At 64.7% G+C, this 26,228-nt stretch carries 21 protein-coding genes and 2 pseudogenes; 12 read left to right on the top strand and 11 right to left on the bottom strand.

Annotated features, from left to right (window positions below; all coding sequences use genetic code 11):
- Positions 1–122 precede the first annotated feature (122 nt).
- From IAE39_RS22340 to nicC, 6 genes are all read right to left on the bottom strand, one after another.
- Positions 123–1,415 carry an OprD family porin gene (locus IAE39_RS22340; RefSeq protein WP_201206615.1) on the bottom strand — a complete coding sequence of 431 codons (1,293 nt, stop codon included), beginning with the start codon at positions 1,413–1,415 and terminating at the stop codon, positions 123–125.
- A gap of 141 nt (positions 1,416–1,556) precedes the next feature.
- Positions 1,557–2,870: an MFS transporter gene (locus tag IAE39_RS22335; RefSeq protein ID WP_201206613.1), complete on the bottom strand. Its 1,314-nt coding sequence runs from the start codon at positions 2,868–2,870 to the stop codon at positions 1,557–1,559.
- 209 nt (positions 2,871–3,079) lie between these two features.
- On the bottom strand, positions 3,080–3,721 hold the full coding sequence (locus tag IAE39_RS22330; RefSeq protein ID WP_201206611.1) for an N-carbamoylsarcosine amidohydrolase: 642 nt from the start codon (positions 3,719–3,721) through the stop codon (positions 3,080–3,082).
- Between the two features lie 15 nt (positions 3,722–3,736).
- Positions 3,737–4,489: a maleate cis-trans isomerase family protein gene (locus tag IAE39_RS22325; RefSeq protein WP_201206609.1), complete on the bottom strand. Its 753-nt coding sequence runs from the start codon at positions 4,487–4,489 to the stop codon at positions 3,737–3,739.
- Between the two features lie 13 nt (positions 4,490–4,502).
- Complete coding sequence (gene nicD / locus IAE39_RS22320; RefSeq protein WP_201206607.1) at positions 4,503–5,309, bottom strand: N-formylmaleamate deformylase; 807 nt, start codon at positions 5,307–5,309, stop codon at positions 4,503–4,505.
- Positions 5,306–6,454, bottom strand: coding sequence for a 6-hydroxynicotinate 3-monooxygenase (nicC, locus tag IAE39_RS22315; RefSeq protein ID WP_201206605.1), 1,149 nt, complete (start codon positions 6,452–6,454; stop codon positions 5,306–5,308). The genes nicD and nicC overlap by 4 nt, the downstream gene beginning before the upstream one ends.
- Before the next feature lie 329 nt (positions 6,455–6,783).
- Here nicC and IAE39_RS22310 point away from each other — a divergent pair, with 329 nt between their 5' ends.
- The 4 genes from IAE39_RS22310 (at position 6,784) to IAE39_RS22295 (ending at position 12,743) form a co-directional block, all read left to right on the top strand.
- Entirely contained in the window at positions 6,784–7,836 is a 1,053-nt protein-coding gene (locus IAE39_RS22310; protein ID WP_201206602.1) for a 2,5-dihydroxypyridine 5,6-dioxygenase, read from the top strand.
- 69 nt (positions 7,837–7,905) lie between these two features.
- On the top strand, positions 7,906–8,382 hold the full coding sequence (locus IAE39_RS22305; protein WP_201206600.1) for a MarR family winged helix-turn-helix transcriptional regulator: 477 nt from the start codon (positions 7,906–7,908) through the stop codon (positions 8,380–8,382).
- Between the two features lie 327 nt (positions 8,383–8,709).
- Positions 8,710–9,183, top strand: coding sequence for a (2Fe-2S)-binding protein (locus IAE39_RS22300; RefSeq protein WP_201206598.1), 474 nt, complete (start codon positions 8,710–8,712; stop codon positions 9,181–9,183).
- Entirely contained in the window at positions 9,180–12,743 is a 3,564-nt protein-coding gene (locus IAE39_RS22295) for a molybdopterin cofactor-binding domain-containing protein (protein WP_201206596.1), read from the top strand. The genes IAE39_RS22300 and IAE39_RS22295 overlap by 4 nt, the downstream gene beginning before the upstream one ends.
- A 2-nt stretch (positions 12,744–12,745) precedes the next feature.
- Here IAE39_RS22295 and IAE39_RS22290 read toward each other — a convergent pair whose 3' ends face one another.
- Entirely contained in the window at positions 12,746–13,384 is a 639-nt protein-coding gene (locus tag IAE39_RS22290; protein WP_201206594.1) for a TetR family transcriptional regulator, read from the bottom strand.
- A gap of 105 nt (positions 13,385–13,489) precedes the next feature.
- Here IAE39_RS22290 and IAE39_RS22285 point away from each other — a divergent pair, with 105 nt between their 5' ends.
- The gene (locus IAE39_RS22285) at positions 13,490–14,452 is read left to right on the top strand and encodes an XdhC family protein (protein ID WP_201206592.1); all 963 of its coding nucleotides are present in this window, start codon (positions 13,490–13,492) and stop codon (positions 14,450–14,452) included.
- A gap of 219 nt (positions 14,453–14,671) precedes the next feature.
- Here the strand turns inward: IAE39_RS22285 and IAE39_RS22280 are convergent, their stop codons facing one another.
- The 3 genes and pseudogenes from IAE39_RS22280 to IAE39_RS30145 form a co-directional block, all read right to left on the bottom strand.
- Entirely contained in the window at positions 14,672–16,387 is a 1,716-nt protein-coding gene (locus tag IAE39_RS22280; RefSeq protein ID WP_201206591.1) for a putative bifunctional diguanylate cyclase/phosphodiesterase, read from the bottom strand.
- Positions 16,388–16,400: 13 nt separating this feature from the next.
- Entirely contained in the window at positions 16,401–17,498 is a 1,098-nt protein-coding gene (locus IAE39_RS22275) for a methyl-accepting chemotaxis protein (RefSeq protein ID WP_442968455.1), read from the bottom strand.
- Positions 17,499–17,636: 138 nt separating this feature from the next.
- A pseudogene (locus IAE39_RS30145) lies at positions 17,637–17,966 on the bottom strand (PAS domain-containing protein); the annotation flags it as partial.
- A 502-nt stretch (positions 17,967–18,468) separates the two neighbouring features.
- On the opposite strand from IAE39_RS30145, the gene IAE39_RS22270 reads away from it, so the two are divergent.
- The 4 genes from IAE39_RS22270 to IAE39_RS22255 all read left to right on the top strand — a co-directional run bounded on the left by IAE39_RS22270 (position 18,469) and on the right by IAE39_RS22255 (position 22,557).
- On the top strand, positions 18,469–19,779 hold the full coding sequence (locus IAE39_RS22270) for a C4-dicarboxylate transporter DctA (protein WP_201206587.1): 1,311 nt from the start codon (positions 18,469–18,471) through the stop codon (positions 19,777–19,779).
- Positions 19,780–19,823: 44 nt separating this feature from the next.
- Complete coding sequence (locus IAE39_RS22265; RefSeq protein ID WP_201206585.1) at positions 19,824–20,528, top strand: FadR/GntR family transcriptional regulator; 705 nt, start codon at positions 19,824–19,826, stop codon at positions 20,526–20,528.
- A gap of 16 nt (positions 20,529–20,544) precedes the next feature.
- Complete coding sequence (locus IAE39_RS22260; protein ID WP_201206583.1) at positions 20,545–21,213, top strand: GntR family transcriptional regulator; 669 nt, start codon at positions 20,545–20,547, stop codon at positions 21,211–21,213.
- A gap of 282 nt (positions 21,214–21,495) precedes the next feature.
- Positions 21,496–22,557, top strand: coding sequence for a hypothetical protein (locus IAE39_RS22255; RefSeq protein ID WP_201206582.1), 1,062 nt, complete (start codon positions 21,496–21,498; stop codon positions 22,555–22,557).
- Between the two features lie 121 nt (positions 22,558–22,678).
- Here the strand turns inward: IAE39_RS22255 and IAE39_RS22250 are convergent, their stop codons facing one another.
- Entirely contained in the window at positions 22,679–23,107 is a 429-nt protein-coding gene (locus IAE39_RS22250; protein ID WP_201206580.1) for a PACE efflux transporter, read from the bottom strand.
- Positions 23,108–23,209: 102 nt separating this feature from the next.
- Between IAE39_RS22250 and IAE39_RS22245 the strand changes: the two genes are divergently transcribed.
- The 3 genes and pseudogenes from IAE39_RS22245 to IAE39_RS30135 all read left to right on the top strand — a co-directional run bounded on the left by IAE39_RS22245 (position 23,210) and on the right by IAE39_RS30135 (position 26,117).
- On the top strand, positions 23,210–24,088 hold the full coding sequence (locus tag IAE39_RS22245) for a LysR family transcriptional regulator (RefSeq protein WP_201206578.1): 879 nt from the start codon (positions 23,210–23,212) through the stop codon (positions 24,086–24,088).
- Between the two features lie 142 nt (positions 24,089–24,230).
- Positions 24,231–25,262: pseudogene (mcpA, locus tag IAE39_RS30140) on the top strand (methyl-accepting chemotaxis protein McpA); the annotation flags it as partial.
- Between the two features lie 114 nt (positions 25,263–25,376).
- Positions 25,377–26,117: a methyl-accepting chemotaxis protein gene (locus IAE39_RS30135; protein ID WP_370290711.1), complete on the top strand. Its 741-nt coding sequence runs from the start codon at positions 25,377–25,379 to the stop codon at positions 26,115–26,117.
- Positions 26,118–26,228 lie beyond the last annotated feature (111 nt).

Below are 26,228 nucleotides of genomic sequence, written 5' to 3'. Positions count from 1 at the left end.
CGGTGGTTGGCACCGGCTGCGCCGGTGTTCGCGGCTAAAGCCGCTCCTACAGGGACAGCGCGAACTCAAAGCCAGCGCAGTCCTGTGGGAGCGGCTTTAGCCGCGAAGAACCCAGCGCGGTATCAGAACAACTTGACCGTATAACTCAGGATCAAGCGGTTCTCGTCGATATCGGTCCGGTAATTGGAGCGCGCCATCACATTGCGCACCCGTACCCCAAGCCCGGCCAGGGGCCCACTCTGCACCACATAGGCCAGGTCCAGGTCGCGCTCGCGATCACGCCCTGCAAAGCCCAGCCCGGTGTCCACATCCCGCCCCTTCACATAACGCAACGTCGAAGTCAGGCCCGGTAGCCCCAGCGCAACGAAGTTGTAGTCATGCCGCACCTGCCAGGACCGCTCACCCGGCGCCGAGAACTCATACGTCGGCAACGTATTCCCCATCGGGTTGGTGTTGGCCCCGACCTGGATAAAACCGTCTTCACCGCCAATCTGCTGGTAGCCCACGTAAAAGGTATGCCCACCTGTCTTGGCAGAGAACAGGCTGAACAGCGCATGGTTGTCGTAGTCACCGGCAATCTTGCGCCCGTCCTCGCGGGCATCGAAATAGCCGGCATTCACCCCCAGCGTCCAGTCCCCCAGCGGCTCGGCATGCTTGAAGCTGTAGAAACGCTGCTGGTAGATATCCTCCAGTTGCGCCTGCCATACGTCTACGCTGGTGCGGTTGTCGTTGAAGGCATAGTCGGCGCCCACGTAGTTGAAGCGGTCACTGGTAAAGCGCGCCAGCCGCGCCGGGTTGATCGGGTCGTTGACCAGCGCGTACATCTTCTGGCTATTGGACGAGTCGCGCAGGCTGGTGGAACGGAACTGCCCGGCATTCAGGGTCAGCCCGGCAAACTCGCGCGACTCCAGCATCGCGCCCTGGTAGGTCGGCGGCAGCAGACGCAGGTCGCTGAACAGCAGCACAGGCAGGTTGGGCATCAACTCGCCCACCTTCAACTCGGTCTGCGACACCTTGAACTTGATCGCAGCCCCCAGGCGGCTGTATTCGTCTGCCGACTTGCCGCTGTCCAGGCTGGGCAGCAAGCCTGACTTGGCGTGCTCCGGGCTGCTGTCGAGCTTGAAGCCCAGCAGGCCGGTCACATCGACACCAACACCCACGGTACCCTGGGTGTAACCCGAGCTGGCATTGAGGATGAAACCCTGCGCCCACTCCTGGGTACGCGACTGGGTGCTTGTACCCTTGATATCGGCATAGTCGCGGCTGAAAAAATAGTTGCGCGCCTGCAGCGTGGCGCGGGCACCTTCGATGAAACCGGCCTCTTCTGCCGGCGCCTCGGCACACAGCGCGGCGGCAATACAGCCACCGGCCAGGCGCGCAGACGAAGAAAAACGCGGTGCAGTGGAACCTTGCATGGGGCTACTCCTGGATTTCGGGCAACGGCAACCCGGCGCGGCGGCCGTGTGTGGCCACCGACGTGCAGGGTTGCGTCGGGAAAGGGTCGGCAGGCGGGCACCTGGCCCGCCTGCCCTGCCATTGCGTGAAGCGCTGGGCCGCTAGCGGTTGACCAGCTTCGCCGGCAGGGCGATGACCAGGAAGCAGCTGAGGATCAGGCAGCCGGCAAACACCCACAACGCCGCGTGGGAGGTACCCGTCAGGTCAGTGACCAGGCCCATCAGCGAGTTGCTGACCAGGCCGGCAATGTTGGCCACCGAACACGCCAGGGCAAAGCCAGTGGCTGCCGCCGTGCCTTTGAGGAAGGTCGCCGGCAGGCTGAAGAATACCGGCACCGCGCCGATGATGGCTGCCGACGCGATGGCGAACAGCAGCACGGTCATCACCAGGTTCTGGCTGAACAAGGTGCTGCTGGCCATGGCAATTGCCCCGATGATGAACGGCACGATGATGTGCCAGCGGCGCTCGCGGTGGCGGTCGGAGCTGGCGCCGATCATCAGCATGCCGGCCAGCGCGGCCAGGCTCGGGATGGCCGTGAGCAGGCCGATGTGGAAGGTGTCGCTGACGCCCGCATCGCGGATGAAAGTCGGCATCCAGAAGCCCATGGCATAGGCACTGAGCAGGATCGAGAAGTCGATGCCACCGAGCATCCACACTTTCAGGTTGAAGAAACCGTCGCGGAAGCTGTGCTTGCTGTCCTTGCCCTCGGCATCGTCGGCGGCCAGGTCATCAGCCAGTTGCGCCTTGTCCTCGGCCGACAGCCACTTGGCCTGCTGGAAGTGGTTAGGCAAGGCCCAGAACGTGAGGATGCCGAGCAGCACGCTGGGGATCGCCTCCAGCAGGAACAGCCACTGCCAGCCGTGCAGGCCATGCACCTGGTCGAAATGCCCCATGATCCAGCCGGAGATCGGCCCGCCGATCACGCTCGACAATGGCAACCCGATCATGAACAGGGCAATGATGCGCCCGCGCCTGTAGGTGGGGTACCACATGGTCAGGTAGAACAGCACGCCCGGCAGGAAGCCCGCTTCGGCGGCGCCGAGCAGAAAGCGCAGGATGTAGAACTGCGTGGTGGTGCTGACGAACATGGTGCAGGCCGACAACAGGCCCCAGGTGATCATGATGCGGGCGATCCACAACTTGGCGCCGACGCGCTGCAGGATCAGGTTGCTCGGTACTTCGAAAATGATGTAGCCGACGAAGAACAGCCCGGCACCCAGGCCATAGGCGGCGGTGCTGAACTGCAGGTCTTCGAGCATCTGCAGCTTGGCGAAGCCGACGTTGATGCGGTCCAGATAAGCTGCGAGGTAGCAGAAGCACAGGAAGGGGATTAGCCTCCAGGTGATCTTGCTGTACAGCGCTTTTGTGCCATGGTCGATGTCACTGTGGACCGTGGTTGCATTCGCAATTGGCATTTCCTGTCTCCTGGCGGGCGACTTTGTGGTTGTTTTAAGGCCAGCAGTTTTCGACGCGCCGGGCACCCCGCGCACTATACGCGGCGTGCCTGGGCAACGCCTGAAAGACCCCGAGTGCTCCTGCGGGGCGACCGCCCGGACAGCAGGCGGTCATGGACGGGCTTCCGGCACCGTTCCTTGATTGTTATTGGGTCAGCGCTGCCCGGCGGTCAGCCGGCCAACTGCCTGAGTTGCTGCATGGCGTCCTGCCGGGTAACGACATCGCCGTACTTGCTGTCGATGTCGAACAGGTTGGCTTCGTGCGGGTCGTTGTGGCGGTCACCCACGCACTCGCGCACCACGATGGTTCGAAAACCATGCTGCATGGCATCCACCGCACTGGCGCGGATACAGCCGCTGGTGGAGCAGCCGGCCAGCACCACGGTATCCACGCCTTGGGCATGCAGCAGCGGGGCCAGGCTGGTGGCAAAGAAGGCGCTGGCGTACTGTTTGCTCAGCACCACCTCCCCCGGCTGCGGCGCCACGGCCTCGCAGAACGCGGCCAGCGGGTTGCCTTCGACCATGTCCTTCATCACCGGCGCCTTGCGCACCCACACACCGCCATCGGCGAAGTGCGGCGGCTGGTAGCGGATATTGGTGTGCACCACCAGGGTACCGCAGTCGCGGGCCAGCGCCAGCAGGCCGGCAGCCTGCTCCACCGCTGTGACCACGCCCGGGGCGTACAGCGGTGCACCGGGGGTGGTGTAGCCCTGCATGAAATCGATCATCAGCAGTGCCGGCTTGCGGCCAAAGCCGATGCGCTGGCCCCACACGCCTTGGTAGTTGTCACGGGCGCTTTGTACGTCGCTCATGTGCGTCTCCCGCTTTCAGTAGGCGCCCGACAGCAAGGCACCAGCGCCCGGCACAACCGGCTCCAGGTCAAGCGCCTTGAGCATGGCGTAAGTGGTGGCGATGGCCGCGGTGACTACCGGCTTGCCGGTTTGCGCCTCGACCTTGGCCACGGCCGGCAGCGACTGCATCTGCACGCAGGCCGACAACACCACCACATCGACGCCTTCAAGGTCCATGCCGGCGACGATGCCTGGCAGGTTGGCCGGGTCGTGCCGCGCCACGGCAAGGTTGTCGGGGATTTCCAGTGCACGCCAGTCCTGCACCTCGAAGCCTTCCTCGCGGATGTAGTTCACTACCAGCTCGGTCAGCGGCTTCATGTACGGGGCGACGATGGCGATGCGCTTGGCCTTCATCACATGCAAGGCCTCGACCAGCGCCCCGGCACTGGTAATCACCGGCGCCAGCGCGTCGTTGTCGGCGGTGGCCTGCTGCAGGCGCTTTTCCGATTGCCGGTGGTAGCCCAGACCCATGGCCATGATCGCCACCAGGCAGGCGTAGCCCAGCACGTCGACCTTGGCATCGGAAAGCTCCACGGCGCAGCGGTCGGACTCGGCGTCCATGGCCGCCAGCTCTTCCTTCTTCACCTGCTTCATGCGCATGCGGCTGGAGTGGAAGGTAAAACGCTCGGGGCGGATGGCCTGGCGGGCGTTGAGCATCGCCGGGATCTCGGTTTCCATGGTGGTGTTCGAACTCGGCACGATCTGGCCGATGCGGTATAGCTTGGTCATGTTTCGTGCTCCGTCAGGCAAGGGGTTGGTCGAGGAAGTCGCCGAAGGCGGCGAAGAAGCCGTCCAGGTCGTCCCACGGGATCATGTGGCCGGCGTTATCCACCTGTACGACCTGGATGTCCGGCTTCAGCTCGCGGATTTCGGCGATGTCGCGCGGCTCGATCACCCCGCCACGCCCGGCCACCATCAGCAACGCCGGCTGGCGCACGGCGGGCAAGTACTGGTGAATGTCCACCTGGTGAAAATCCTCGAAGGCACGCACGATCGCCGGTTCATGACAGGTGTGCAGCCATTCGGCACGCAGCACCAGTTGCTCGTCGCTCCAGGTGGCGCAATAGGCGCGCATGTCGTCGCCGCTCATGCCGAGCGTGGCCTGGCGGATCGAATCGACATACCACGGCAGCTTGCTCGGGTAGGCGCGGCGGCCCGGCCCGGACACCGGCGGGTCGACCAGCACCAGCCGCTGCAACCCCGGCGCGCCCTGGGCGGCGGCACGAATCGCAAAGCGCGCGCCCATCGAGTGCCCGACCAGGTGGTAGCTGTCCAGGCCCAGCGCGGCGGCAAAGGCCGGGATATCCGCAGCACAGGCATCGGTGCCGTAATCCAGTTCCGGGCCGCTTGAAGACAAACCGCGCCCGCGCACATCCAGCACGTAGGTATCGAAGTACTGGCCAAGGCGCTCGGCGACGAAGCCCCAGGTAATCGCCGGGCTGGTGATGCCCGGCACCAGGATCAGCGCCTGGCCCTTGCCGCCATAACGCAGGTAATGCTGGCGGATGCCATTGGCGCTGACGTTGCCGCCGGCGACGAAAGTCGTCATGCCGCCTCCCCGCTTTTGAGCTGCTGCCCGTACAGGTCGTAGCCGTAGACCCAGGCCGGGTCTTCCTGGGTGTAGAGCCAGGTGTTGGCGTTGGATACCGCTTGCACCTGCGATGCGCGCTCCTTGCGGTTGGCCTCGTACAGGGCAAAGGCGGTGCGGTGGTCGGAAAGCCCGGTCTCTTGCAGGCAGCGCGTCAGCATGGCCGCATCTTCAATGGCCATGCACGCGCCCTGGGCCATGTGCGGCTTCATCGGGTGGCAGGCGTCGCCGAGCATGACCAGCCGGCCACGGCTCCACAGCGGCAGCGGGTTGCGGTTGCGCAACGGCCACTTGGTAATCGATTCGGTGGCATCGATCAGCTTCTGCACCGTGGGGTGGTAGCCCTCGAAGGCGGCACGCATCTCTTCCTGGCTGCTGTCGACGTAAGCGCCCTGGAAGTCCCAGGCTTCGTGCGGCACGCCGGTGACGAAGTAGTACTCGTCGCGCTTGCCGGTGGTGTAGTAGACCATCATGTGGCGGTCTTCGGACCACCACTTCACGCACGGCTCGAACACATCGGCATGCTGCGCCAGGTTAACCCCGCGGATCAGCGCCCGGTGCGCCACCCAGCCGCTGTAGTTCGGCGCTTCGGCGCCCAGCAGCTCTTCACGGATCTTCGAGTGGATGCCGTCGGCACCGATGACGATATCGGCGACGGTGTGGCTGCCATCGGCGAAGTCCAGGCGTACCTGGTCACCTTCATCGACGATCTTTTCCAGGCGCTTGCCGTAGTGCACGGTGCCGGGCTTGATCGCGTCGATCTGCAGGGCGTGCAGGTCGCCCCGGTGAATGGTGATGTAGGCCGCGCCGTACTCGCGGCGGGCAAACTCACCCAGTGGAATACGCGACAGGTAATCGCCGCTGGCACCGTCGCGGCTGAACCAGAAATCCGGGTGCGACCCCATCAGCTCCAGCTTCTGCTCCAGCCCCATGCGGCGGAAGATTTTCATCACGTTAGGGCCGATATGGATACCCGCACCCAGGCGGGTGAACGCCGGCGCCTGCTCGTACACCTCGACATCGAAGCCGGCCTGCTGCAGCAACGTGGCGGCGGCTGCCCCACCCAGACCTGCACCGACGATTGCGATTTTCTGCCTACCCCGCATGGGTTTGTCTCCTCTTGTTCTGATGTGTGGCCAGCGGCTCGACCGCCTGACGATTTAGAGCGTATACGCTGTAATTGTTTTTTGGAAAGAGGGCTTGGCAAATATTTTTCAAACACCTGATCGAAAACCAGTCACGCGGCACTGTTACCGTAAATACTGGGTAAATGTGTGAATAGGTAACGTTCTACAGATAACTTGCGCTCGCCGGCAGGATGCGCTTTCATCTGCAAAAGTAGGGTGTACACACTATTAATTTGCACCGAGATGATGCGCCAGGCACTGCCATGGTGCAGCACCTCTCCCCGTCAACGCCGCCCAGGAGAACCCCGATGCCGGTGAGCAATGCACAACTGACCCAGATGTTCGAGCACGTACTGAAGCTGTCCCGCGTGGACGAGACGCAGAGCGTCGCCGTGCTCAAGAGCCACTACTCCGACCCGCGCACGGTCAACGCCGCGATGGAGGCCGCGCAGCGCCTGAAGGCCAAGGTGTATGCCGTGGAGCTGCCGGCGTTCAACCACCCCACCGCCATGGGCAATGACATGACTGCCTACTGTGGCGACACCGCGCTCACCGGCAACCTGGCGGCGCAGCGGGCGCTGGAAGCCGCCGACCTGGTGGTCGACACCATGATGCTGCTGCACTCGCCGGAGCAGGAGCAGATCCTCAAGACCGGCACGCGCATCCTGCTGGCCGTGGAGCCACCGGAAGTGCTGGCGCGCATGCTGCCGAGCGAAGACGACAAGCGCCGCGTGCTGGCCGCCGAAACCCTGCTGAAACAGGCGCGCAGCCTGCATGTACGGTCCAAGGCCGGCAGCGACTTCCACGCCCCGCTCGGCCAGTATCCGGCCGTGACCGAATACGGCTATGCCGACGAGCCAGGGCGCTGGGACCACTGGCCCAGCGGCTTCCTGTTCACCTGGCCGAACGAAGACAGCGCCGAGGGCACCCTGGTGCTCGACGTGGGCGACATCATCCTGCCGTTCAAGAACTACTGCCGCGAACGCATCACCCTGGAGATCGAAAAAGGCTTCATCACCGGTATTCATGGTGGCTTCGAGGCCGAGTACCTGCGCGACTACATGAAGTACTTCAACGACCCCGAGGTGTACGGCATTTCGCACATCGGCTGGGGCCTGCAGCCGCGCGCGCAGTGGACAGCCATGGGCCTGCACGACCGTAACGACGGCATGTGCATGGATGCCCGCGCGTTCTACGGCAATTTCCTGTTCTCCACCGGCCCCAACACCGAGGTCGGTGGCAAGCGCAAGACCCCATGCCACCTGGACATCCCGCTGCGCAACTGCGATATCTACCTGGATGACCAGGCCGTGGTCCTGGCCGGTGATGTGGTCGCGCCGCAGGAGTCGCGGGTGCGATAGTGGTTATACTGGCCGGGCGCTCCGCTATTGGCGGCCGGCCAGCACCTTTCCACCAGCCCAAGCCATCCTATGCCGAACAAAACCACCCCCAGCAGCGCCCCGCTCGACACCACCCCCTACGACGTCACCGAACAGGTCGGCCACCTGCTGCGCAAGGCCTACCAGCGGCACACGGCGATCTTCCAGCAGCAGGCTTGCGACCCGCAGTTGACCTCGATCCAGTTCGTTACCCTGTGTGCCCTGCGCGACCATGGCCCCAGCTCGCAAGCCGAGCTGATCAAGGCCACGGCGGTGGACCAGGCGACCATCCGCGGCATCGTCGAACGCCTGAAGGCGCGCGAACTGGTGCAGCTGTCGCCAGACCCGGGCGACCGGCGCAAGGTCATCGTCGAGCTCACCGACAGCGGCGCCGCGCTGCTTGATGCAATGATCCCCTGCGCCCGGCAGATCAGCGAACTGAGCATGGGCAGCCTGAATGCCGGCGAGCGTGTGGCCATCCTGTACCTGCTGCGCAAGATGATCGACAGCGACGACAGCGCGGGTTGAGCCTTGTAGTGGATGGCACCGGCTGCGCCGGTGTTCGCGGCTGAAGCCGCTCACACAGGTAACGCGTCATCTGGAAGCCAGCACAGTACCTGTGGGAGCGGGCATGCCCGCGAAACAGGCGGCGCGGTGGATGGCACCGGCTATGCCGGTGTTCGCGGGCACGCCCGCTCCCACAGGATTAGCGCCCACCCAGCAACCCTGTGAAACCTCCAGATTCATCCCTGGCCTGCTTCTTGCTCTCTCATTTCATGTAGTGAGTACTTACCGAAATACACGCAGCATTTGAGTGTTTTGGTAGCGCAAGCAACCTCCAGAGATGAGCCCATAATGCAAACAACCATCTCCCTGCGGATCAACGGCCAGGCGGTCGACGTCAGCGCCATGCCCGACACCCCGCTGCTGCTGATCCTGCGCAACGACCTGTGCCTGAACGGCCCCAAGTACGGCTGCGGCCTGGGCGAGTGCGGGGCGTGCACGGTAATCATCGACGGCGTGGCCGCCCGTTCCTGCGTCATCCCCCTGGCCGGCGCTGCCGGGCGCGACATCACCACCCTCGAAGGGCTGGGCTGCAAGGCCGCGCCACACCCGGTGCAACAGGCCTTCATCGACGAACAGGCAGCCCAGTGCGGCTATTGCATAAACGGCATGATCATGACCGCCAAGGCCCTGCTCGACCGCATCCCCGAGCCCAGCGACGAACAGATCCGCCACGAACTGTCCGGCAACCTGTGCCGCTGTGGCACCCACGTCGAAATTTTGCGCGCCGTGCGCCGCGCCGCCGAGACCCGGAGAAAAGCATGAACCACTCGCAACAGGTGCCCAGCCGTGACCAGCTGCTGGCCAAGACCGGCGTGCTGCTGATCGTCGACCAGATCACCCCGCCTTCCGGCCCGGTGGCCAAGGGGGTGACGCCCGTGGTCAAGGCGCGCGAGCTGGCGCTGTTCATCGCCGTCAGCGACGACAGCAGGGTCTATGCTTTCAACGGTCACGTCGACCTGGGCACCGGCATCCGCACCTCGCTGGCGCAGATCGTCGCCGAAGAGCTGGACCTGCGCATGGACCAGGTGCACATGGTGCTGGGCGACACCGAGCGGGCACCCAACCAGGGCGCGACCATCGCCAGTGCCACCTTGCAGATTTCCGCCGTACCGCTGCGCAGGGCCGCGGCCACCGCGCGCCGCCATCTGCTGCAACAGGCGGCGCAACGCCTTGGCTGCGAGCCCGCTGCGCTGCGCATTGAAGAAGGCACGGTCATCGCCAGTAATGGCAGCACGCTGAGCTTTGCCGAACTGGTGCGCGGCGAAAACCGCCAGTTGTATATTGCCGACGACGCGCCGCTGAAAGCCATTGAGGACTATCGCCTGGTCGGGCGCAGCACCGCCCGCGTGGACATCCCCGGCAAGGCCACCGGCGAACTGACCTACGTGCATGACATGCGCCTGCCCGACATGCTGCATGGCCGGGTAATCCGCCCGCCCTATGCCGGCCACGACAGTGGCGACTTCGTCGGCAACAGCCTGCTGGCGGTTGATGAAAGCTCCATCGCCCATGTGCCCGGCGTGGTGGCCGTGGTGGTGATCCGCGACTTCGTGGGCGTAGTGGCCGAGCGCGAGGAGCAAGCGATCCGCGCGGCCCATGAGCTGAAAATCAGCTGGAAGCCCTTTGCCGGCAAGCTGCCCGACCTGAGCGATGTTGCCCAGGCCATCCGCGACAACCCACGGGTGCAACGTACCGTGCTGGACCAGGGCGATGTCGACGCTGGCATCGCCAACGCCAGTCAGCGCCTTAGCCGCAGCTACCTGTGGCCGTACCAGTTGCATGCCTCGATCGGCCCCTCGTGCGCGCTGGCCGACTTCACCCCAGGGCAGATCCGCGTGTGGTCCGGCACGCAAAACCCGCACCTGCTGCGCGCTGACCTGGCCTGGCTGCTGGCGTGTGGCGAAGAGCGCATCGAGATCATCCGCATGGAGGCCGCCGGCTGCTATGGCCGCAACTGCGCCGATGATGTGTGCGCCGATGCGGTGCTGCTGTCGCGCGCCGTGCAGCGCCCGGTGCGGGTGCAACTGACCCGTGAGCAGGAACACGTGTGGGAGCCCAAGGGCACTGCACAGCTGATGGAGATAGATGGCGGCCTGAATGCCGATGGCAGCGTGGCCGCCTACGACTTCCAGACCAGCTACCCGTCCAACGGCGCGCCTACCCTGGCCCTGCTGTTGACCGGGGCCGTGGAACCGGTGCCGGCACTGTTCGAAATGGGTGACCGCACCTCGATCCCGCCGTATGACTACGAGCACATGCGCGTCACCATCAATGACATGACACCGCTGGTGCGCGCGTCGTGGATGCGCGGCGTGTCGGCCATGCCCAACAGCTTCGCCCACGAATCGTACATCGATGAGTTGGCATTTGCGGCCGGTGTCGACCCGGTCGAATATCGCCTCAAGCACCTGTCCGATCCGCGCGCCATCGACCTGGTCAAGGCCACCGCCGAACGCGCCGACTGGCAGCCGCATACCCAACCCATGCAGGCACAAGCCGAAGGTGACGTGCTGCGCGGCCGCGGCTTTGCCTATGCGCGTTACATCCACAGCAAGTTCCCCGGTTTCGGCGCGGCCTGGGCCGCGTGGGTAGCCGATGTGGCGGTGGACCGGCGTACCGGTGAAGTCGCCGTCACCCGGGTGGTCATCGGCCATGATGCCGGGATGATGGTGAACCCCGAGGGTGTGCGCCACCAGATCCACGGCAACGTCATTCAGTCCACCAGCCGCGTGCTCAAGGAACAGGTCAGCTTTGAAGAATCGACCGTGGCCAGCAAGGAATGGGGCGGCTACCCGATCCTGACCTTCCCCGAGCTACCCGCCATCGACGTGATGATGCTGCCGCGCCAGCACGAACCCCCGATGGGCAGTGGCGAGTCCGCCTCGGTACCCAGCGCAGCAGCCATCGCCAACGCCATTTTCGACGCCACCGGCATTCGTTTTCGCGAACTGCCGATCACCGCCGAACGGGTGCGCGCCGCACTCGCTGGCGATGGCCAGGGGCCTGATGCTGCGGCTCCGATGCAACCGGCAAGCAAGCGCAGCAAGTGGTGGTTCGGCGGGCTGGCCGGGGTGTTTGGCGCAGCCTTGGGCATGCTTGCCACCGCCCTGCCCTGGCGCGCCGAAATCGCCCCGGTGACCCCACCGGGTGCCGGCAGCTGGAGCGCCGCGATGCTTGAACGCGGGCGCCAGGTGGCGGCGGCCGGTGACTGCGCGGTGTGCCATACGGTCAGCGGTGGCAAGGTCAATGTCGGCGGGCTGGCGATGGAAACGCCGTTCGGTACGCTGTACAGCACCAATATCACCCCCGACCCGGAAACCGGCATTGGCCGGTGGTCGTTTGCCGCCTTCGAGCGAGCCATGCGCGAAGGCATCAGCCGCGATGGCCGGCACCTGTACCCGGCCTTTCCCTACACCTCGTTTCGCAACATCAACGACGCCGACATGCAGGCCCTGTATGCCTACCTGATGTCGCAAACCCCGGTACGCCAGGAGGCGCCCGCCAACCAGATGCGCTTCCCGTTCAACCAGCGGCCGCTGATGGCCGGCTGGAACGCGCTGTTTCTGCAACGCGGCGAATATCAACCAAACCCGCAGCGCAGCGAACAGTGGAACCGCGGCGCTTACCTGGTCGATGGCCTGGGCCATTGCACCGCCTGCCATTCGCCGCGCAACCTGATGGGCGCGGAAAAGGCCGGCAGCAGCTACCTGGCTGGCGGCATGGTCGATGGCTGGGAAGCCCCGGCCCTGAATGCCTTGGGCAAGTCGTCTACGCCGTGGAGCGAAGACGAACTGTTCAGCTACCTGAGCACCGGCTTTTCCGAGAAGCACGGTGTGGCGGCCGGCCCCATGGGCCCGGTGGTCAGCGAACTGGCCACGCTGCCCAAAAGCGACGTGCGCGCCATCGCCCACTACCTCAGCTCACTCGATGGCGAGCCGCAGGCGCAAGCCGCCAAAGCCGCGCCTCAGGCAGACACGCAAGTGTCGCTGAGCAACGGCGAGCGGGTGTTCAAAGGCGCCTGCATGGCCTGCCACAGCGACGGCCTGGGGCCGAAGCTGTTTGGCGTCAGCCCGTCGATGGCGGTCAACAGCAACGTTCACAGCGACCTGCCGGACAACCTGCTACGGGTGGTACTGCACGGCATTCCGACCCCGGCAACCCGCGACCTGGGTTACATGCCCGGCTTCAAGGGCAGCCTGTCAGACCGCCAGGTAGCTGACCTGGCGGCCTACCTGCGCCAGCGCTTTGCCGCTGACAAGCCGGCCTGGCAAGGGCTGGCCGCCAAGGCCGCGCAGGTGCGCGCCAACCCCGGCAGCCACTGAGGTCAACGGCGCAGGCCGCGCAGGGCGAGGTCGCTGATGAACACCAGCCAGTCGGCCTTGGCCTGTTTGTCGGCCAGGTCCACGGCAAGGAACGAGCTGAGCGTATGGCGGTTGGAGTTATAGAAGTAGCAGAGCGAGGCGATCATCAGGTAGGCGTGGGTGATGTCGATGTCGTCGCGGAACAGGCCCTTGGCCTGGCCCGCCTCGATGATCGGCCGCAGCACGCCGACCGCCTCGCCAGACAGCGCCTTGAGGTTCTGCGACTTGCGCGCGTGCTGGCCCTGGTGAAGGTTTTCGGTGGCCAGGATGGTGACGAATTCGGGGTGGCGCACGTAGTAGTCCCAGATAAACGCCACCAGCTCGCGCAGGGCCTGCTCGGGGTCGGTGAGGTCGAGCCGCAGCCTGGCTTCGGCCTGGTTGAAGCTGGCGTAGATGTGCTCCAGCACACTGATGAACAGCTTTTCCTTGTTGCCGAAGTAGTAATAGATCATCCGGTCGTTGGACTTGGCCAGGGTGGAGATTTGCTCGACGCGCCCACCGGTGAAGCCTTCCTTGCTGAAGACCTTTACCGCGGCCTTGAGAATGTTGTCCCGGGTGCGGTCGGCCTGCTGGGCACGAACACCGGTTTTACGAGTTTGCATGTCGGTCCCTGTGGGGCTGGCCAGATAACCCACACTGCCACAGACGATGGGCCATTGCGCGGCTTTTTCGGCTGGGCACAGACGGTATGAGCGAGGGAGCGGAGCATGCAGCATCTCGACCTGCAGGTGATCGACCAGGCCCTGCAATGGGCCAGGGCCGGCGATACGGTGTGGCTGTGTACGGTGCTGTCCACCTACGGCTCGGCGCCCCGCTCGCCTGGGGCAATGCTGGCCTGCCGCAGCGCGCAGGAATGGGTCGGTTCACTGTCCGGCGGCTGCGTCGAAGAGGAATTCCTTTCCAGCCTGGCACACGGCGCGTTCAGCCAGCCTGCGCAGGTGGTGCGGTATGGCGATGGCCAGGAACAGAGCCGGCGTTTGCGCCTGCCGTGCGGCGGCGTGCTGGTGGTGCTGGTGGAGCGGCGGCCGGCGGAAGGCGCCTGGCTGGAGCATCTGCAAGCCTTGCGCGGGGCGCTATTGGGGCAGCAGCGTGTCACGCGCAAAGTCGCCTTGCCGGCGGGAGATTTTACGGTGCACGGCGACAACAGTGTGGCCGTGCGCACGAACGAGGATGCTGTGCATATCGGCATCGGCCCTGCCCTGCGCCTGGTGCTGGCCGGGCTGTCGCCGGTTGCCGAAGCCTGTGCCGATATTGCGCGTACCCTGGGCTGCGAGGTAATTGCCTGCGACCCGCGTGAAGAGATGGCGCATGTACAGATACAGGGCGCGCAGATGCACCGTGTGTTGCCCTCTTTGTTTATCGCGGCAGGCGGTTGCCATGCGGCCACCGCCGTGGTGGCGCTGACCCACGACCCGAAAATCGATGACCTGGCGCTGATGGAGGCGGTGCATACGCCAGCGTTCTACATTGGCGCCATGGGCTCGGCCGCGACATCGGCACGGCGTGCCGAGCGCTTGCAGCGGATTGGCGGGTTGAGCGACCAGCAGATCGGGCGGCTGCACATGCCTATCGGGCTGGATTTGGGCAGCAAGTCGCCAGCAGAGATTGCGCTGGCGGTGATGGCGGATGTGTTGCGGGTGTACCGGGGCAAGGCGCGGGATGCGTTGTAATGGTCCTGTCCGTTTCGCGGGTAAACCCGCTCCCACAAGTACTGTGCTGGCTATGTAGGGGCGGCTTTAGCCGCGAACACCGGCGCAGCCGGTGCCATACACCGCGCTGGTTTCTTCGCGGGCTCGCCCGCTCCCACAGGGATCGCATCAGGGCTGACAGATGTTGGCCACAAGGTATGCAGCTGGCCAAGATGGACCTGGGGCCACGCAGCGCCCCCTTTATCGCCTGACTAGCCCTTGCCTGCTTGCAAAAGAAGCCCAGGCGCTTGGCTGCCGGTAAGCCTGCGCCCAGGCTTGCACTTCACTGGCAGGCATCGGCCGGGCAATGCAGTAGCCCTGCGCCAACTCGCAGCCCAGCCCCATCAGCACCCGGCCGTGCTCGACGCTCTCCAGCCCTTCGGCAATCACCTCGCGGCCAAATGCCCGGGCCAGGCCGATCATCGCCGCCGTCAGCGCCAGGTCGTCCTGATCGTGCAGGATGTCACGCACGAACGACTGGTCGATCTTGATCGTCTGGGTTGGCAAGCGCTTCAGGTAACTCAGCGACGAGTAACCTGTGCCGAAGTCATCCAGCGAAAATCGCACGCCCAACGCACGGCAGTCATCGAGGCAGCGGCTGACGTGCTGCAGGTTGTCGATCGCCACTGACTCGACGATTTCCAGGTCCAGCCGCGACGGCTCCACTTCCGGGTACGCTGCCAGCAACTGCTGCAGGCGCTCGGCAAAGTCGCCGCGCTGCAAATGCCGCGCGGCGATGTTCACACTCAACGACCAGGGCTGGCCTTGGCGCTGCCAGGCCTGCAGCTGGCTGAGCGCCTGGTCGAGCACCCACTCGCCGATTTCGACGATCAGGTCGGTCTGCTCTACCCATGGCAGGAAGTCACCAGGCGGCACCAGGCCGCGGCCTGGTCGTTGCCAGCGCAGCAACGCTTCGAAACCCAGCACCTGGCCACTGCGCAGGTTGACCTTGGCCTGGTAGTACAGGCGCAGCTCATGGTTGTTCAAGGCCCGCCGTACCCGCGCCACCGTCTGGTGGGTGGCCTTGAGCTCCTGCTCCTGCGATACGTCGAACAGGTGGTAGCGGTTACGCCCGCGCTGCTTGGCCACATACATGGCCTGGTCGGCATGGCGCACCAGGGTGTCGGCGTCTTCATCATCCTGCGGGTACAGGGTTACACCGATACTGGCGCTGAGCGACAGCGTGTGTTCGCGCACCACACAAGGCGCCGCCAACGCCCGCAACACTCGCCGCAAGGCGGCATGCAGCTGGCGGTCATCATCGACATCACGCAGGATCAGCACGAACTCGTCGCCGGACAAGCGGGCCACGGCATCGCCACCGCGCAGGATGCGCTTCAAGCGCTGCGCCACTTCCACCAGCAGCAGGTCGCCTACGGCATGCCCGTAGCCATCATTGACCGCCTTGAAACCATCCAGGTCGAGCATGCACACCGCCAACGGCACGTCTTCGCGGCGCGAATAGGCCAGGGCCTGGTTCAGCAAGTCGGACAAATAAGCGCGGTTGGGCAGCCCGGTGAGCACATCGTGGCCCACTCGCCATTGCAAGGTGTGCAGCAACTGGCGTTTCTCGGTGACGTCAAAGCGGATCGACACATACTTGCGTACCAGGCCGGTCTGCGGGTCGACCAAGGGCACCATGGTGCTGTCGACCCAATACAACGAGCCGTCCTTGGCCCGGTTGCAGATCTCGCCCTTCCACACCCGCCCAGCAACCAACGCCTGCCACATGCCGACAAAGTACGCCGGCTCGTGCAGCCCGGAGTTGAGGATGCGGTGGTTGGCCCCCAGCGGCTCTTCGCGGCTGTAACCCGAGATGCTGCAGAACTGCTGGTTGACGTAGGTGATGTTCCCACGCAGGTCGGTTTCGGAAAAGATCGCGGCCGCGTCCACGGCCGCGCGATAGATGTCATCCATAAAGCATCCTGCCTTAGCGGTTGAAGCGCTCCACCAGGGCGCGCAATCCGGCGCATACCTGTTCCAGCTCGGCGCCGCGCGAGGCGGCAGCATTGGCGCTGTGGGCGCTGTGCTGGGCAATACCAGCCACACCGTTGATCTGCCGCGAAACAGCTTCGGCCACCGTCGACTGCTGCTGCGAGGCGGTGGCCATCTGCTGGCTCATGTCGCTGATGCGCTGCACCGCGTCACGAATGCCATGCAGCGCCTGGCGAGCTTCCTGCACCTGGGCAACGCCCTGCTCGGCACCGTCGATGCCCTGGCTGGCAATCGCCACGGCGTCTTCGGCGCCACTGCGCAGGGTGTCGATGATGGCCTGGATGTGCAGGGTCGACTGGCGGGTCTTGTCGGCCAGGGCCCGCACCTCGTCGGCAACCACGGCAAAGCCGCGGCCCTGCTCACCGGCACGGGCCGCTTCGATGGCGGCGTTGAGCGCCAGCAGGTTGGTCTGCTCGGCAATGCCGCGGATCATCCCGGCGGCCTCGGCGATGGCGCCGGTCTGGCCGGCCAGGTGGCTGACCGCCTGGTTGATCTGCGTGACAGTGCCGGCCAGGGAGCGGATGGCCGCACCACTGGCATCCGCCACCTGGCTGCCCTGCTCGGCCAACAGCTGCGCGGTGTGTGCTTCGGCGGCGGTCAACTGCACGTGGTTGGCCACCTCCCCGATGGAGGCAGCCATCTGGTTCATCGCCGTGGCGCTCAGGTCGGTTTCGGCACGCTGCTCCAGCAGTGCCGACTCGGTGCTGCGTGACAACTGCCCGGCATCGTGGGCAGCCACCGCCATTTGCCCAGCCAGGTCGCTCAGGCGCGTCAACGCGGTTTTCAGGCGCGCCTCTTCGCTGACCAGCATCACTTGCAGTTGCCCGGCGGCACCCGGCAGGTCGCTGTAGGTCAAGGCGGCGATCGGGTCGGCGAAGGTGCCTTCGGCGCCCTGCACAACGTGCTGCAACTGCCGTTCAATGGCGTTGCGCACCCACAGGCCGTAGGCCACGAACAACCCCAGCGTCAGCCCCTGCCCTACCAGGCCAGGCCATAGCTGGTTGGCGCCCAGCGCCAACAGGCCACCCGCCACTGGCAAGGCCAGGCCCTGGGCCAGCAAGCCCAGCCGACGTGGCGCGCAAAGGGCCGCCTGGCCGTTGCGCAGCCGCGCATACAGGGCCTCGGCACGCGCCACCTGCTCACGCGTCGGGCAAACCCGCACCGACTCGTAGCCGACCACACGCCCACCTTCGAGGATGGGGGTAACGTAGGCGTTGACCCAGTAGAAGTCGCCATTGCGGCAGCGGTTCTTGACGATGCCCATCCAGCTCTTGCCGGCTTTCAGGTAGCGCCACATCAGTTCGTACACTGCCGGCGGCATGTCCGGGTGGCGTACCAGGTTGTGCGGGCTGCCGATCAGTTCGGCCTCGCTGTAGCCGCTGATGGCGGCAAATTCGGGGTTGCAATAGGTGATCAGGCTGGCGGTGTCGGTGGCTGAAATCAGCCGCTGATCTGCGGGAAAACGTTGCTCGACCGGGGTTACCGGCAGGTTGAGGCGCACGATGAGACTCCATTCATTTTTACGCCGGGAGCCTGCGGGTGTGCGATTGACGGGATGTACAGCCCGTGATCGGCCTCTTGGTGACTGCCCGGTCGGGCGCGGATTCTACGGGCTCAGCCAAGGATTGCAAATAAACCTTATGAATCATGTCGTTATCGGAAATACCAGGATCGCGGCCAGGTTGGCAGGTTGCTTGCAACACGCTTCGCGGTACCGGACTGCACGCGCCCCTACACGCGTACGCGCACCCTGTAGGCGTGGGTTTACCCGCGAAACGGCCGCCTGGCGGCCGATCCAGCGGCACGCACCGAACTAGAGCCCGGCGCTCCGGCTTGCCCCACAACTGGTCAGACCGGTAAGGCCAAAAACCCTTGCAATATCGGATTTTTCGCGCTTTTATGGCTTCGCGCTGAACAAACCGGTAAGACCACAATAATTAAGTCCTGCGCTCTTTCGCCCCGTGCGGCTACCGAAGCAAGGACACCGATCTGAGACTTCTCCCATGCTCAAATGGTGCTCGCGTTCGATATTCCTGCAAGTCGTGCTCGGCCTTGCCCTCGGCATCGCCTGCGGCCTCAGCTTCCCCGACCTTTCCCTGCAACTCAAACCCCTCGGCGACGGCTTCATCAAGCTGATCAAGATGCTCATCGGCCTGATCGTGTTCTGCGTGGTGGTCAGTGGTATCTCGGGCGCGGGCGACCTGAAAAAGGTCGGGCGCATCGGCCTGAAATCGGTGATCTACTTTGAAGTGCTGACCACCATCGCCCTGGTGATCGGCCTGGTGTTCGCCTTTGGTAGCGGCATCGGCAGCGGCGCCAATATTCACCTGGACCAGCTGTCCAGCGCCGATGCTAACGGCCTGGCCGAGCGTGGCCAGCATATTCATGGTGCCACGCAGTTCTTCATGGACCTGATCCCCACCTCGGTGGTCGGAGCGTTCGCCGACAACAACATCCTTCAGGTTTTGCTGTTCTCGGTGCTGTTCGGCAGTGCGCTGAACCTGGTGGGCGATTCGGCCGCCGGCATATCGCGGCTGATCAACGAACTGAGCCACGTGATTTTCCGCATCATGGGCATGATCGTGCGCCTGGCGCCAATCGGCGTGTTCGGCGCCATCGCCTTCACCACCAGCAAGTACGGCCTGGAATCGCTGCAGCACCTGGGCGGGCTGGTGGCACTGTTCTACCTGACCTGCGCTGGCTTCGTGCTGATCGTGCTGGGCACGGTCATGCGCCTGTCGGGCCTGAAGCTGCTGCCGCTGATCAAGTACCTGCGTGAAGAACTGACCATCGTCCTTGGCACCGCTTCTTCCGACGCCGTGCTGCCACAGATCATGCGCAAGCTGGAGCACCTGGGCATCGGCAGCTCCACGGTCGGCCTGGTCATCCCCACCGGCTATTCGTTCAACCTCGATGGTTTCTCCATCTACCTGACCCTGGCCATCGTGTTCATCGCCAATGCCACCGGCACACCACTGGAGATGACCGACCTGCTGACCATCCTGCTGGTGTCGCTGGTGACTTCCAAGGGGGCTCACGGCATCCCAGGCTCGGCGCTGGTGATCCTTGCCGCCACCCTGACCGCCGTACCGGCGATTCCGGTGGTCGGCCTGGTGCTGGTACTGGCGGTGGACTGGTTCATGGGCATCGGCCGGGCATTGACCAACCTGATTGGCAACTGTGTGGCGACCGTGGCCATCGCCCGTTGGGAGAAGGACATCGACCTGGAGCGTGCGCACAACGTGCTCGCTGGCAAACCCGGCTTTGCTCCCACGCCACGCAAGCAGCCCAACGCCCATCAACAGGAATTTTGAGCGAACGTGGCCGGCTCTGATGCCGGCCCTTCCAGGAGCGAAACGTGATCAGCTCATCGACCGTCGTCAACTCAGTGGTGGAGAAACTCCGCCAGGCCTTGGCCCGCGGCCAGTGGCGCAGCGGTGACATGCTGCCAGGCCAGCGCGAGCTGGCCGAACAACTGGGCATCAGCCGCCCCAGCCTGCGTGAAGCGGTGACCGTGCTGGAAACCCTGGGCCTGGTGCGTGCGCTGCCGGGCAAGGGCGTGCTGGTACTGGAGGCCGATGCCACCGCCCAGGAGCCAGGGCAGGACACCAGTGCCGCGGCCAGCCTGGCCGACGTACTGGAACTGCGCTACACCCTGGAACCGTTCATTGTCGGCCTGGTGGCGCAATCGGCCAACAGCCAGGATGTTGGCCAGTTGCGGCTGACCCTGATGGACATGCGCGAAGCGCTGGAGGCCGATGACAGCGAAGCCGGGGCCAAGGCTTACATCGCCTTCCATGAGGCGCTGTTCGCCCTGACCACCAACCCGATCTTCCAGAGCGTGGTGCAGCAGACTGGCAATGCCCTCAAGCAAAGTGCCGACATGCTGCGCAACTCGCCCGAACACCTGGCCGCGCGATTGAAAGAAAACGAAGCGGTGGTGCGCGCCATACGTGAGCGCAACAGCGCCCAGGCCAGTGCCCAGATGCGCCAGCACATCCTCGCCGAAGGCTCGCGCATGGGCATCTCGCTGAACATCCCGGACGACCACCCGCACCCATGACCCGAGGAGAGCGACCATGAACGCCGCCCCCCACCTGCCTGCCCTGCTCGCGGCCGGCGAAACCCGCCTGTCGGCCGAGCAGATCTACCCGCGGCTGTTTGACGCCATTCTTGAACAGCGCCTGCCACCCGGCAGCCTGTTGCCCGAGCAGGCGCTGGGCCATGCCTTTGGCGTCAGCCGCACGGTGATCCGCCGCGTGCTCGGGCGCTTGTCCGATCAGCAGGTGGTGGTGCAACGCCCCAGCCACACCGCACACCTGGCGGCGCCCGACCCGGACCAGGCACGCCAGGTGCTCAGCGCCAGGCGCCTGGCCGAAACCACGCTGATCACCCTGGCCGCGCAACGCGCCCGCCCGGCACAGGTACGGCAGTTGCGGCAACTGGTGGAGCGCGAGCGCCAGCACCATGAAAGTGGCGAACGCTGCGCGGCGATCCGCCTGGGCGGCGAGTTTCACCTGAAACTGGCGCAGGTGGCGGCCAATGCGCCACTGGCGCGCTTTCTCAATGGGCTGGTGCCGATGACCTCGCTGATCATTGCCCGCTACGAGTCGCCGTGCTGCGACCACTGTGCGTGGGAGGAACATGCCGCGATCATCGATGCCGTGGAGCAAGGCGATGCCGAGGCGGCACTGGGGCTGATGCACAAGCACCTTGACCGCCTGGAAGAAAAGCTCGACCTCAAGTAATTACGCGGCCCCCTGTAGGAGATCGCGCAGAGAACTGAGTTCGCAAGCGGTCCGCATACCCTGTGGGAGCGGCTTTAGCCGCGAAGAATCCAACGCGGTGCATGGCACCGGCTGCGCCGGTGTTCGCGGCTAAAGCCGCTCCCACAGTGTCCCTGCCAATTCAATACATTATGTGCAGTTCCATGAGAACGGCCTTGCCGGATCGATAGGCTGCACGGCAGCACCTCGCGCCCCGCCCTATACTCGGAACACCACCCCAGCCTCTACCCGGGAGGCGGTCGCGTGAGTTCTCGAGCCCTTCTCTTGCTGTGCCTTCTGCTGGCGCTTGGCGGTTGCGCCGGCAAGCGCCCGCCTGCTCCGCCGCCGCCCGCTGTGCTCACCCCGGCCGCCTGGCAACGCATCGACCAGGAACTGATCGACGCCTCGGCCGGCGCCGCCGGTTCGGCCAACGATTATGCCCGGCGCTCGATGCGGGTATGGAAAGAGCAGGTACAGCAACGCACCGAAAGCGACTTCATCCCCTGGTTCACCGGTTACTGGACCCAGCAATGGCTGACCCTCAAGGTGGCCTGGTACAAGCTCGACAGCGGCGAAGGCCGCGAGCCTGCAGAAAAACGCCTGGCCCTTTACCTGCAGGAGCAGTACCACGAAAGGGTGATCGAGCCGGTGGCCGAGCAGATAAACCCCGAAGGCATCCGCGACCGCGCCTGCGAACTGTACCTGCAACTGCTCGGCCAGCAGCTGCCGGCCATCATCAGCCGCTACAACGCGCCGCCCGAGCAGTTCAGCCAGCGGCTCAACCGCATCCCCGCCATCCACCTGGGGCCGCCGGATACACGCAATGCCAGCCTGTATACGTTGCTGCGGGCCAAGTCGCTGGATCAGCAGCCTGCCTGGCAAGCCATGCGCCAGCACTTGCACCAGCAAGCCAGCAAAGCCCCCGGCAGGACCGATGTCGGGCTGAACTCGGTGGCTACCCAGGCCAGCGAAAAGCTGGGGGCCACCCTGGCCCCGCGCGGCGTCGCCAGTGCCGTGGCGTCGGCAGTGGGCAAGGTGGCAGGGGCGATGATTTCGATTGCCGCTGCCGGTTACGGGATGATGACCCATGACCGCGAACAGCCGCAGATGGTGGAGCAACTGCGGGTGATCCTCAACGTGGCGCTGAACCAGGAATGGCAGGAGCTGATGGAGAACCGCCAGAGCGGGGCCATGGCGGGGGTGTATTACCTGTCGGGGCAGGTGGAGGACAGTTTGCTGGCCAGTGCGCCGCGGCCTGCCGAACAGCCGGTGGAGCCGCAGGTGAGGCAATCGCAGGAGCCGTTGATCATTCGCCTGCCGCCTTAGAGGTTGCCTGTGCTGGCCTATTCGCGGGTAAACCCGCTCCTACAACAGTACGCGTTGCCCCATGGATACTCGTACCCTTGTAGGAGCGGGTTCACCCGCGAAGAGGCCGGCCCAGGCTGCATCAGGCTGTAGCCATCGCCGAACTGGGCAACCCGAACACCCGGTCAAACGCCCAGTTGTAGGCAAAGGTGTAGCAAGGGATCAGCACAATGAACGCCATGTCCACCAGCAACGCCTCCACCAGGGTCATGTCCAGCCACCACGCAATCAGCGGAATCAGGTACACCACCAGGGTCAGCTGAAAGCCGACAGCATGCACCACCCGCCGCGCCACGCTACGCCCGCGCTTGGCCTGGCGGCTCTCCCAGTGTTCGAACAGGCTGTTGTAGATCAGGTTCCAGAGCATGGCGATGGTGGTGATCATTACCGCCAGCGGCCCGGTATGTGACGCCTGGGTGTCCGAAAGGTAGGCCAGCCCGAGGGTCGACATGCACAGCCCGATCAGTTCATAGAAGGTCACGTAGACCAGTTTGCGTTTCAATCCCTGCACCCGGGGTTACCTCTAAAGACAATAGCGAAGGGGCGCAATCATGCTTCACCACGCTTGACAGCAAAAGTCAGCAGCTGTCAGATCTACTGACAGGAGGCTGCCATGAATTTTTCCAGCGACAACATCCAGCTGTTTCTTGCCGTGCTCGACTGCGGTTCGTTCTCTGCCGCCGCACGCGCACTCAAGCGCGTACCTTCAGCCGTGAGCATGGCCATCGGCAACCTTGAAGCAGAACTGGGCTACAACCTGTTCGAACGCGGCCCACGCGAGGTTCGCCCAACCGCGCAGGCCCTGGCCCTGGAGCCGCACGCCAGGCTGATTGGCGAGCAACTGGGGCTGCTGCAGGTGCATGCCCTGGAGCTCTCCCAGGGGCTGGAGAGCAGCCTGACCCTGGCCGTAGTGCCCGACATTGATCACCGCCCGCTGCTGGCTGCCATCGCCAGCCTTGGTGAACGCCACCCGTTGCTCGACATCGCCTTGCTCAGTGCGCCTCAGGAAGAAGCCTTGCACTTGCTGGACAGCGGCCGTGCCGACCTCTGCGTGGCCTTCGCCGGCCTGCAGGTGGATGCCCGCCGCGGCTTTCAGCACATCGGCATGGAGTCGCTGGTGGCCACCCTGTCGCCACGCCACCCGGCGTTGCGCGAGGGGCGCATCCACTACCTGGAAGACCTGACCCAGGTGCGTCAGATTCTGGTACGCAGCCGCGATCTGCCGCTAGCCGACCCGCGCCCGCTGATTGGCGCCACGCACTGGTCCACCGACAGTTTCGACCTGGCCCTGCAAATGGTCGAAACAGGCCTGGGCTGGGGTGACCTGCCGTTGTCACGGGTGGCGCCGCTGCTGGCCGCCGGGCGCTTGGTACGCCTGGACTTTCGCAATACGCGCAACGAACTGCAGTTGCCGGTGCACATCCTGTGGCGCAAACAACAGCCGCTGCAGCAGGCTGCAAGGCTGTTGATCGAGCAACTGGCCAATGCCTGACAGCCGTCCGTCGAAACTTCTGTAAGAAATTTCTGTAAGCGCTTCAATCTTTTACCCCTTGAGCCGATATCTCGGTCGACAGGCCCCGCAGAACGTCACAAGCGCGCTGCGCCCTCCCCTCATTGGCTCAAGGTCTCGAAACATGAACCTGAAATTTCGCCACAAGATCCTGCTCAGCGCCTGCGGCGTCGTGGTCCTGGCATTTGCCCTGTTCACGCTCTACAACGACTACCTGCAACGCAACACCATCCGCCAGAACATCGAAGCCTCGGTGCAGCAGTCCGGTGCACTGACCGCCAGCAGCGTGCAGAACTGGATGAGCGGGCGCATCCTGGTGCTGGAGAACCTGGCCCAGGACATTGGCCTGCAAGGCGCCGGCGATACCTTGGCCGGGCTGATCGAGCAGCCGTCCTATACGCGCAATTTCCTGTTCACCTACCTGGGCCAGGCCAACGGCGTGTTCACCCAGCGCCCGGATACGCAGATGCCTGCCGGTTACGACCCGCGCCAGCGCCCTTGGTATGGCGCCGCCGCCAGTGCCGGGCAAACGGTGCTGACCGCCCCGTACCAAGGCGCTGTCGGCGGCCTGATGGTGACCATCGCCACGCCGGCTAAAAGCAAGGCCAATGGTGAGCTGATCGGTGTGGTTGGCGGAGACGTGACCCTCGACACCCTGGTCGAGATCATCAACTCGGTCGACTTCGGCGGCATCGGCCACGCCTTCCTCGCCGACGCCAATGGCCAGGTGATCGTCAGCCCGAACAAAGACCAGGTGATGAAGAACCTGAAGGATATCTACCCGGGCAGCAACCTGCGGGTCGCCGCTGGCATGCAGGATGTCACCCTCAACGGCCAGGACCGGATCATCTCGTTCGCCCCGGTCGCCGGCCTGCCCTCGGCACAGTGGTACATCGGCCTGTCGATCGACAAGGACAAGGCCTACGCCGCGCTCAGCCAGTTCCGCACCTCGGCAATCATCGCCATGCTGATCGCCGTGGCTGCCATCGCCGGCCTGCTTGGCCTGCTGATCCCGGTGCTGATGAGCCCACTGACCACCATGGGCCGCGCCATGCGCGACATCGCCGAGGGCGAAGGTGACCTTACCCGCCGCCTGACCGTGCAGAACCAGGACGAATTCGGCGAACTGGCCACCTCGTTCAACCGCTTTGTCGAGCGCATCCATGCCTCGATCAGCGAAGTGTCGTCGGCCACCCGCCTGGTGCATGACCTGTCGGAGAAAGTGGTCAGCGCCTCCAATGCGTCGATCAGCGGTTCCGAAGAACAGAGCATGCGCACCAACAGCGTGGCGGCCGCCATCAACGAACTGGGTGCCGCCACCCAGGAAATCGCCCGCAACGCCGCCGATGCCTCGCAGCATGCCAGCGGCGCCAGCGAACAGGCGCACGGTGGCCGTGAAGTGGTGGAAGAAGCGATCAGCGCCATGACCGCCCTGTCGCAGCGCATCAGCGAATCGTGTGCGCAGATTGAAACGCTCAACGCCAGCACCGATGAAATCGGCAAGATCCTCGACGTGATCAAGGGCATCTCGCAGCAGACCAACCTGCTGGCACTGAACGCCGCCATCGAGGCAGCGCGTGCCGGTGAGGCTGGCCGTGGTTTTGCCGTGGTGGCCGACGAGGTGCGCAACCTGGCACACCGTACCCAGGAATCGGCGGAAGAAATCCACCGCATGATCACCAGCCTGCAGGTAGGCTCGCGCGAAGCGGTGCACACCATGAACACCAGCCAGGTGTCCAGCGAGCAGACCGTGCAGGTGGCCAACCAGGCCGGCGAGCGCTTGGCCAGCGTGACCCAGCGCATCGGCGAGATCGATGGCATGAACCAGTCGGTGGCCACGGCTACCGAAGAGCAGACCGCCGTGGTCGAAAGCCTCAACCTGGACATCACCCAGATCAACGCGCTGAACCAGCAAGGGGTGGAGAACCTCAATGAAACCCTGCGCCACTGCGACCAGCTGGCGCAGCAGGCCGGGCGTTTGAAGCAGTTGGTGGGCAGTTTCAGGATCTGATGGCCTCGGGGGGCGCTTTGCGCCCCAATCGCGACGCAAGGCCGCTCTCATGGAACTGCGCATAACTCATTGAATTAGCAGGGACACTGTGGGAGCGGCTTTAGCCGCGAA

Origin of the sequence: Pseudomonas sp. S37 (assembly GCF_016658545.1) — a bacterium.
Classification (GTDB): Bacteria; Pseudomonadota; Gammaproteobacteria; order Pseudomonadales; family Pseudomonadaceae; genus Aquipseudomonas.
This window is presented reverse-complemented; position numbering and strand designations above follow the sequence as displayed.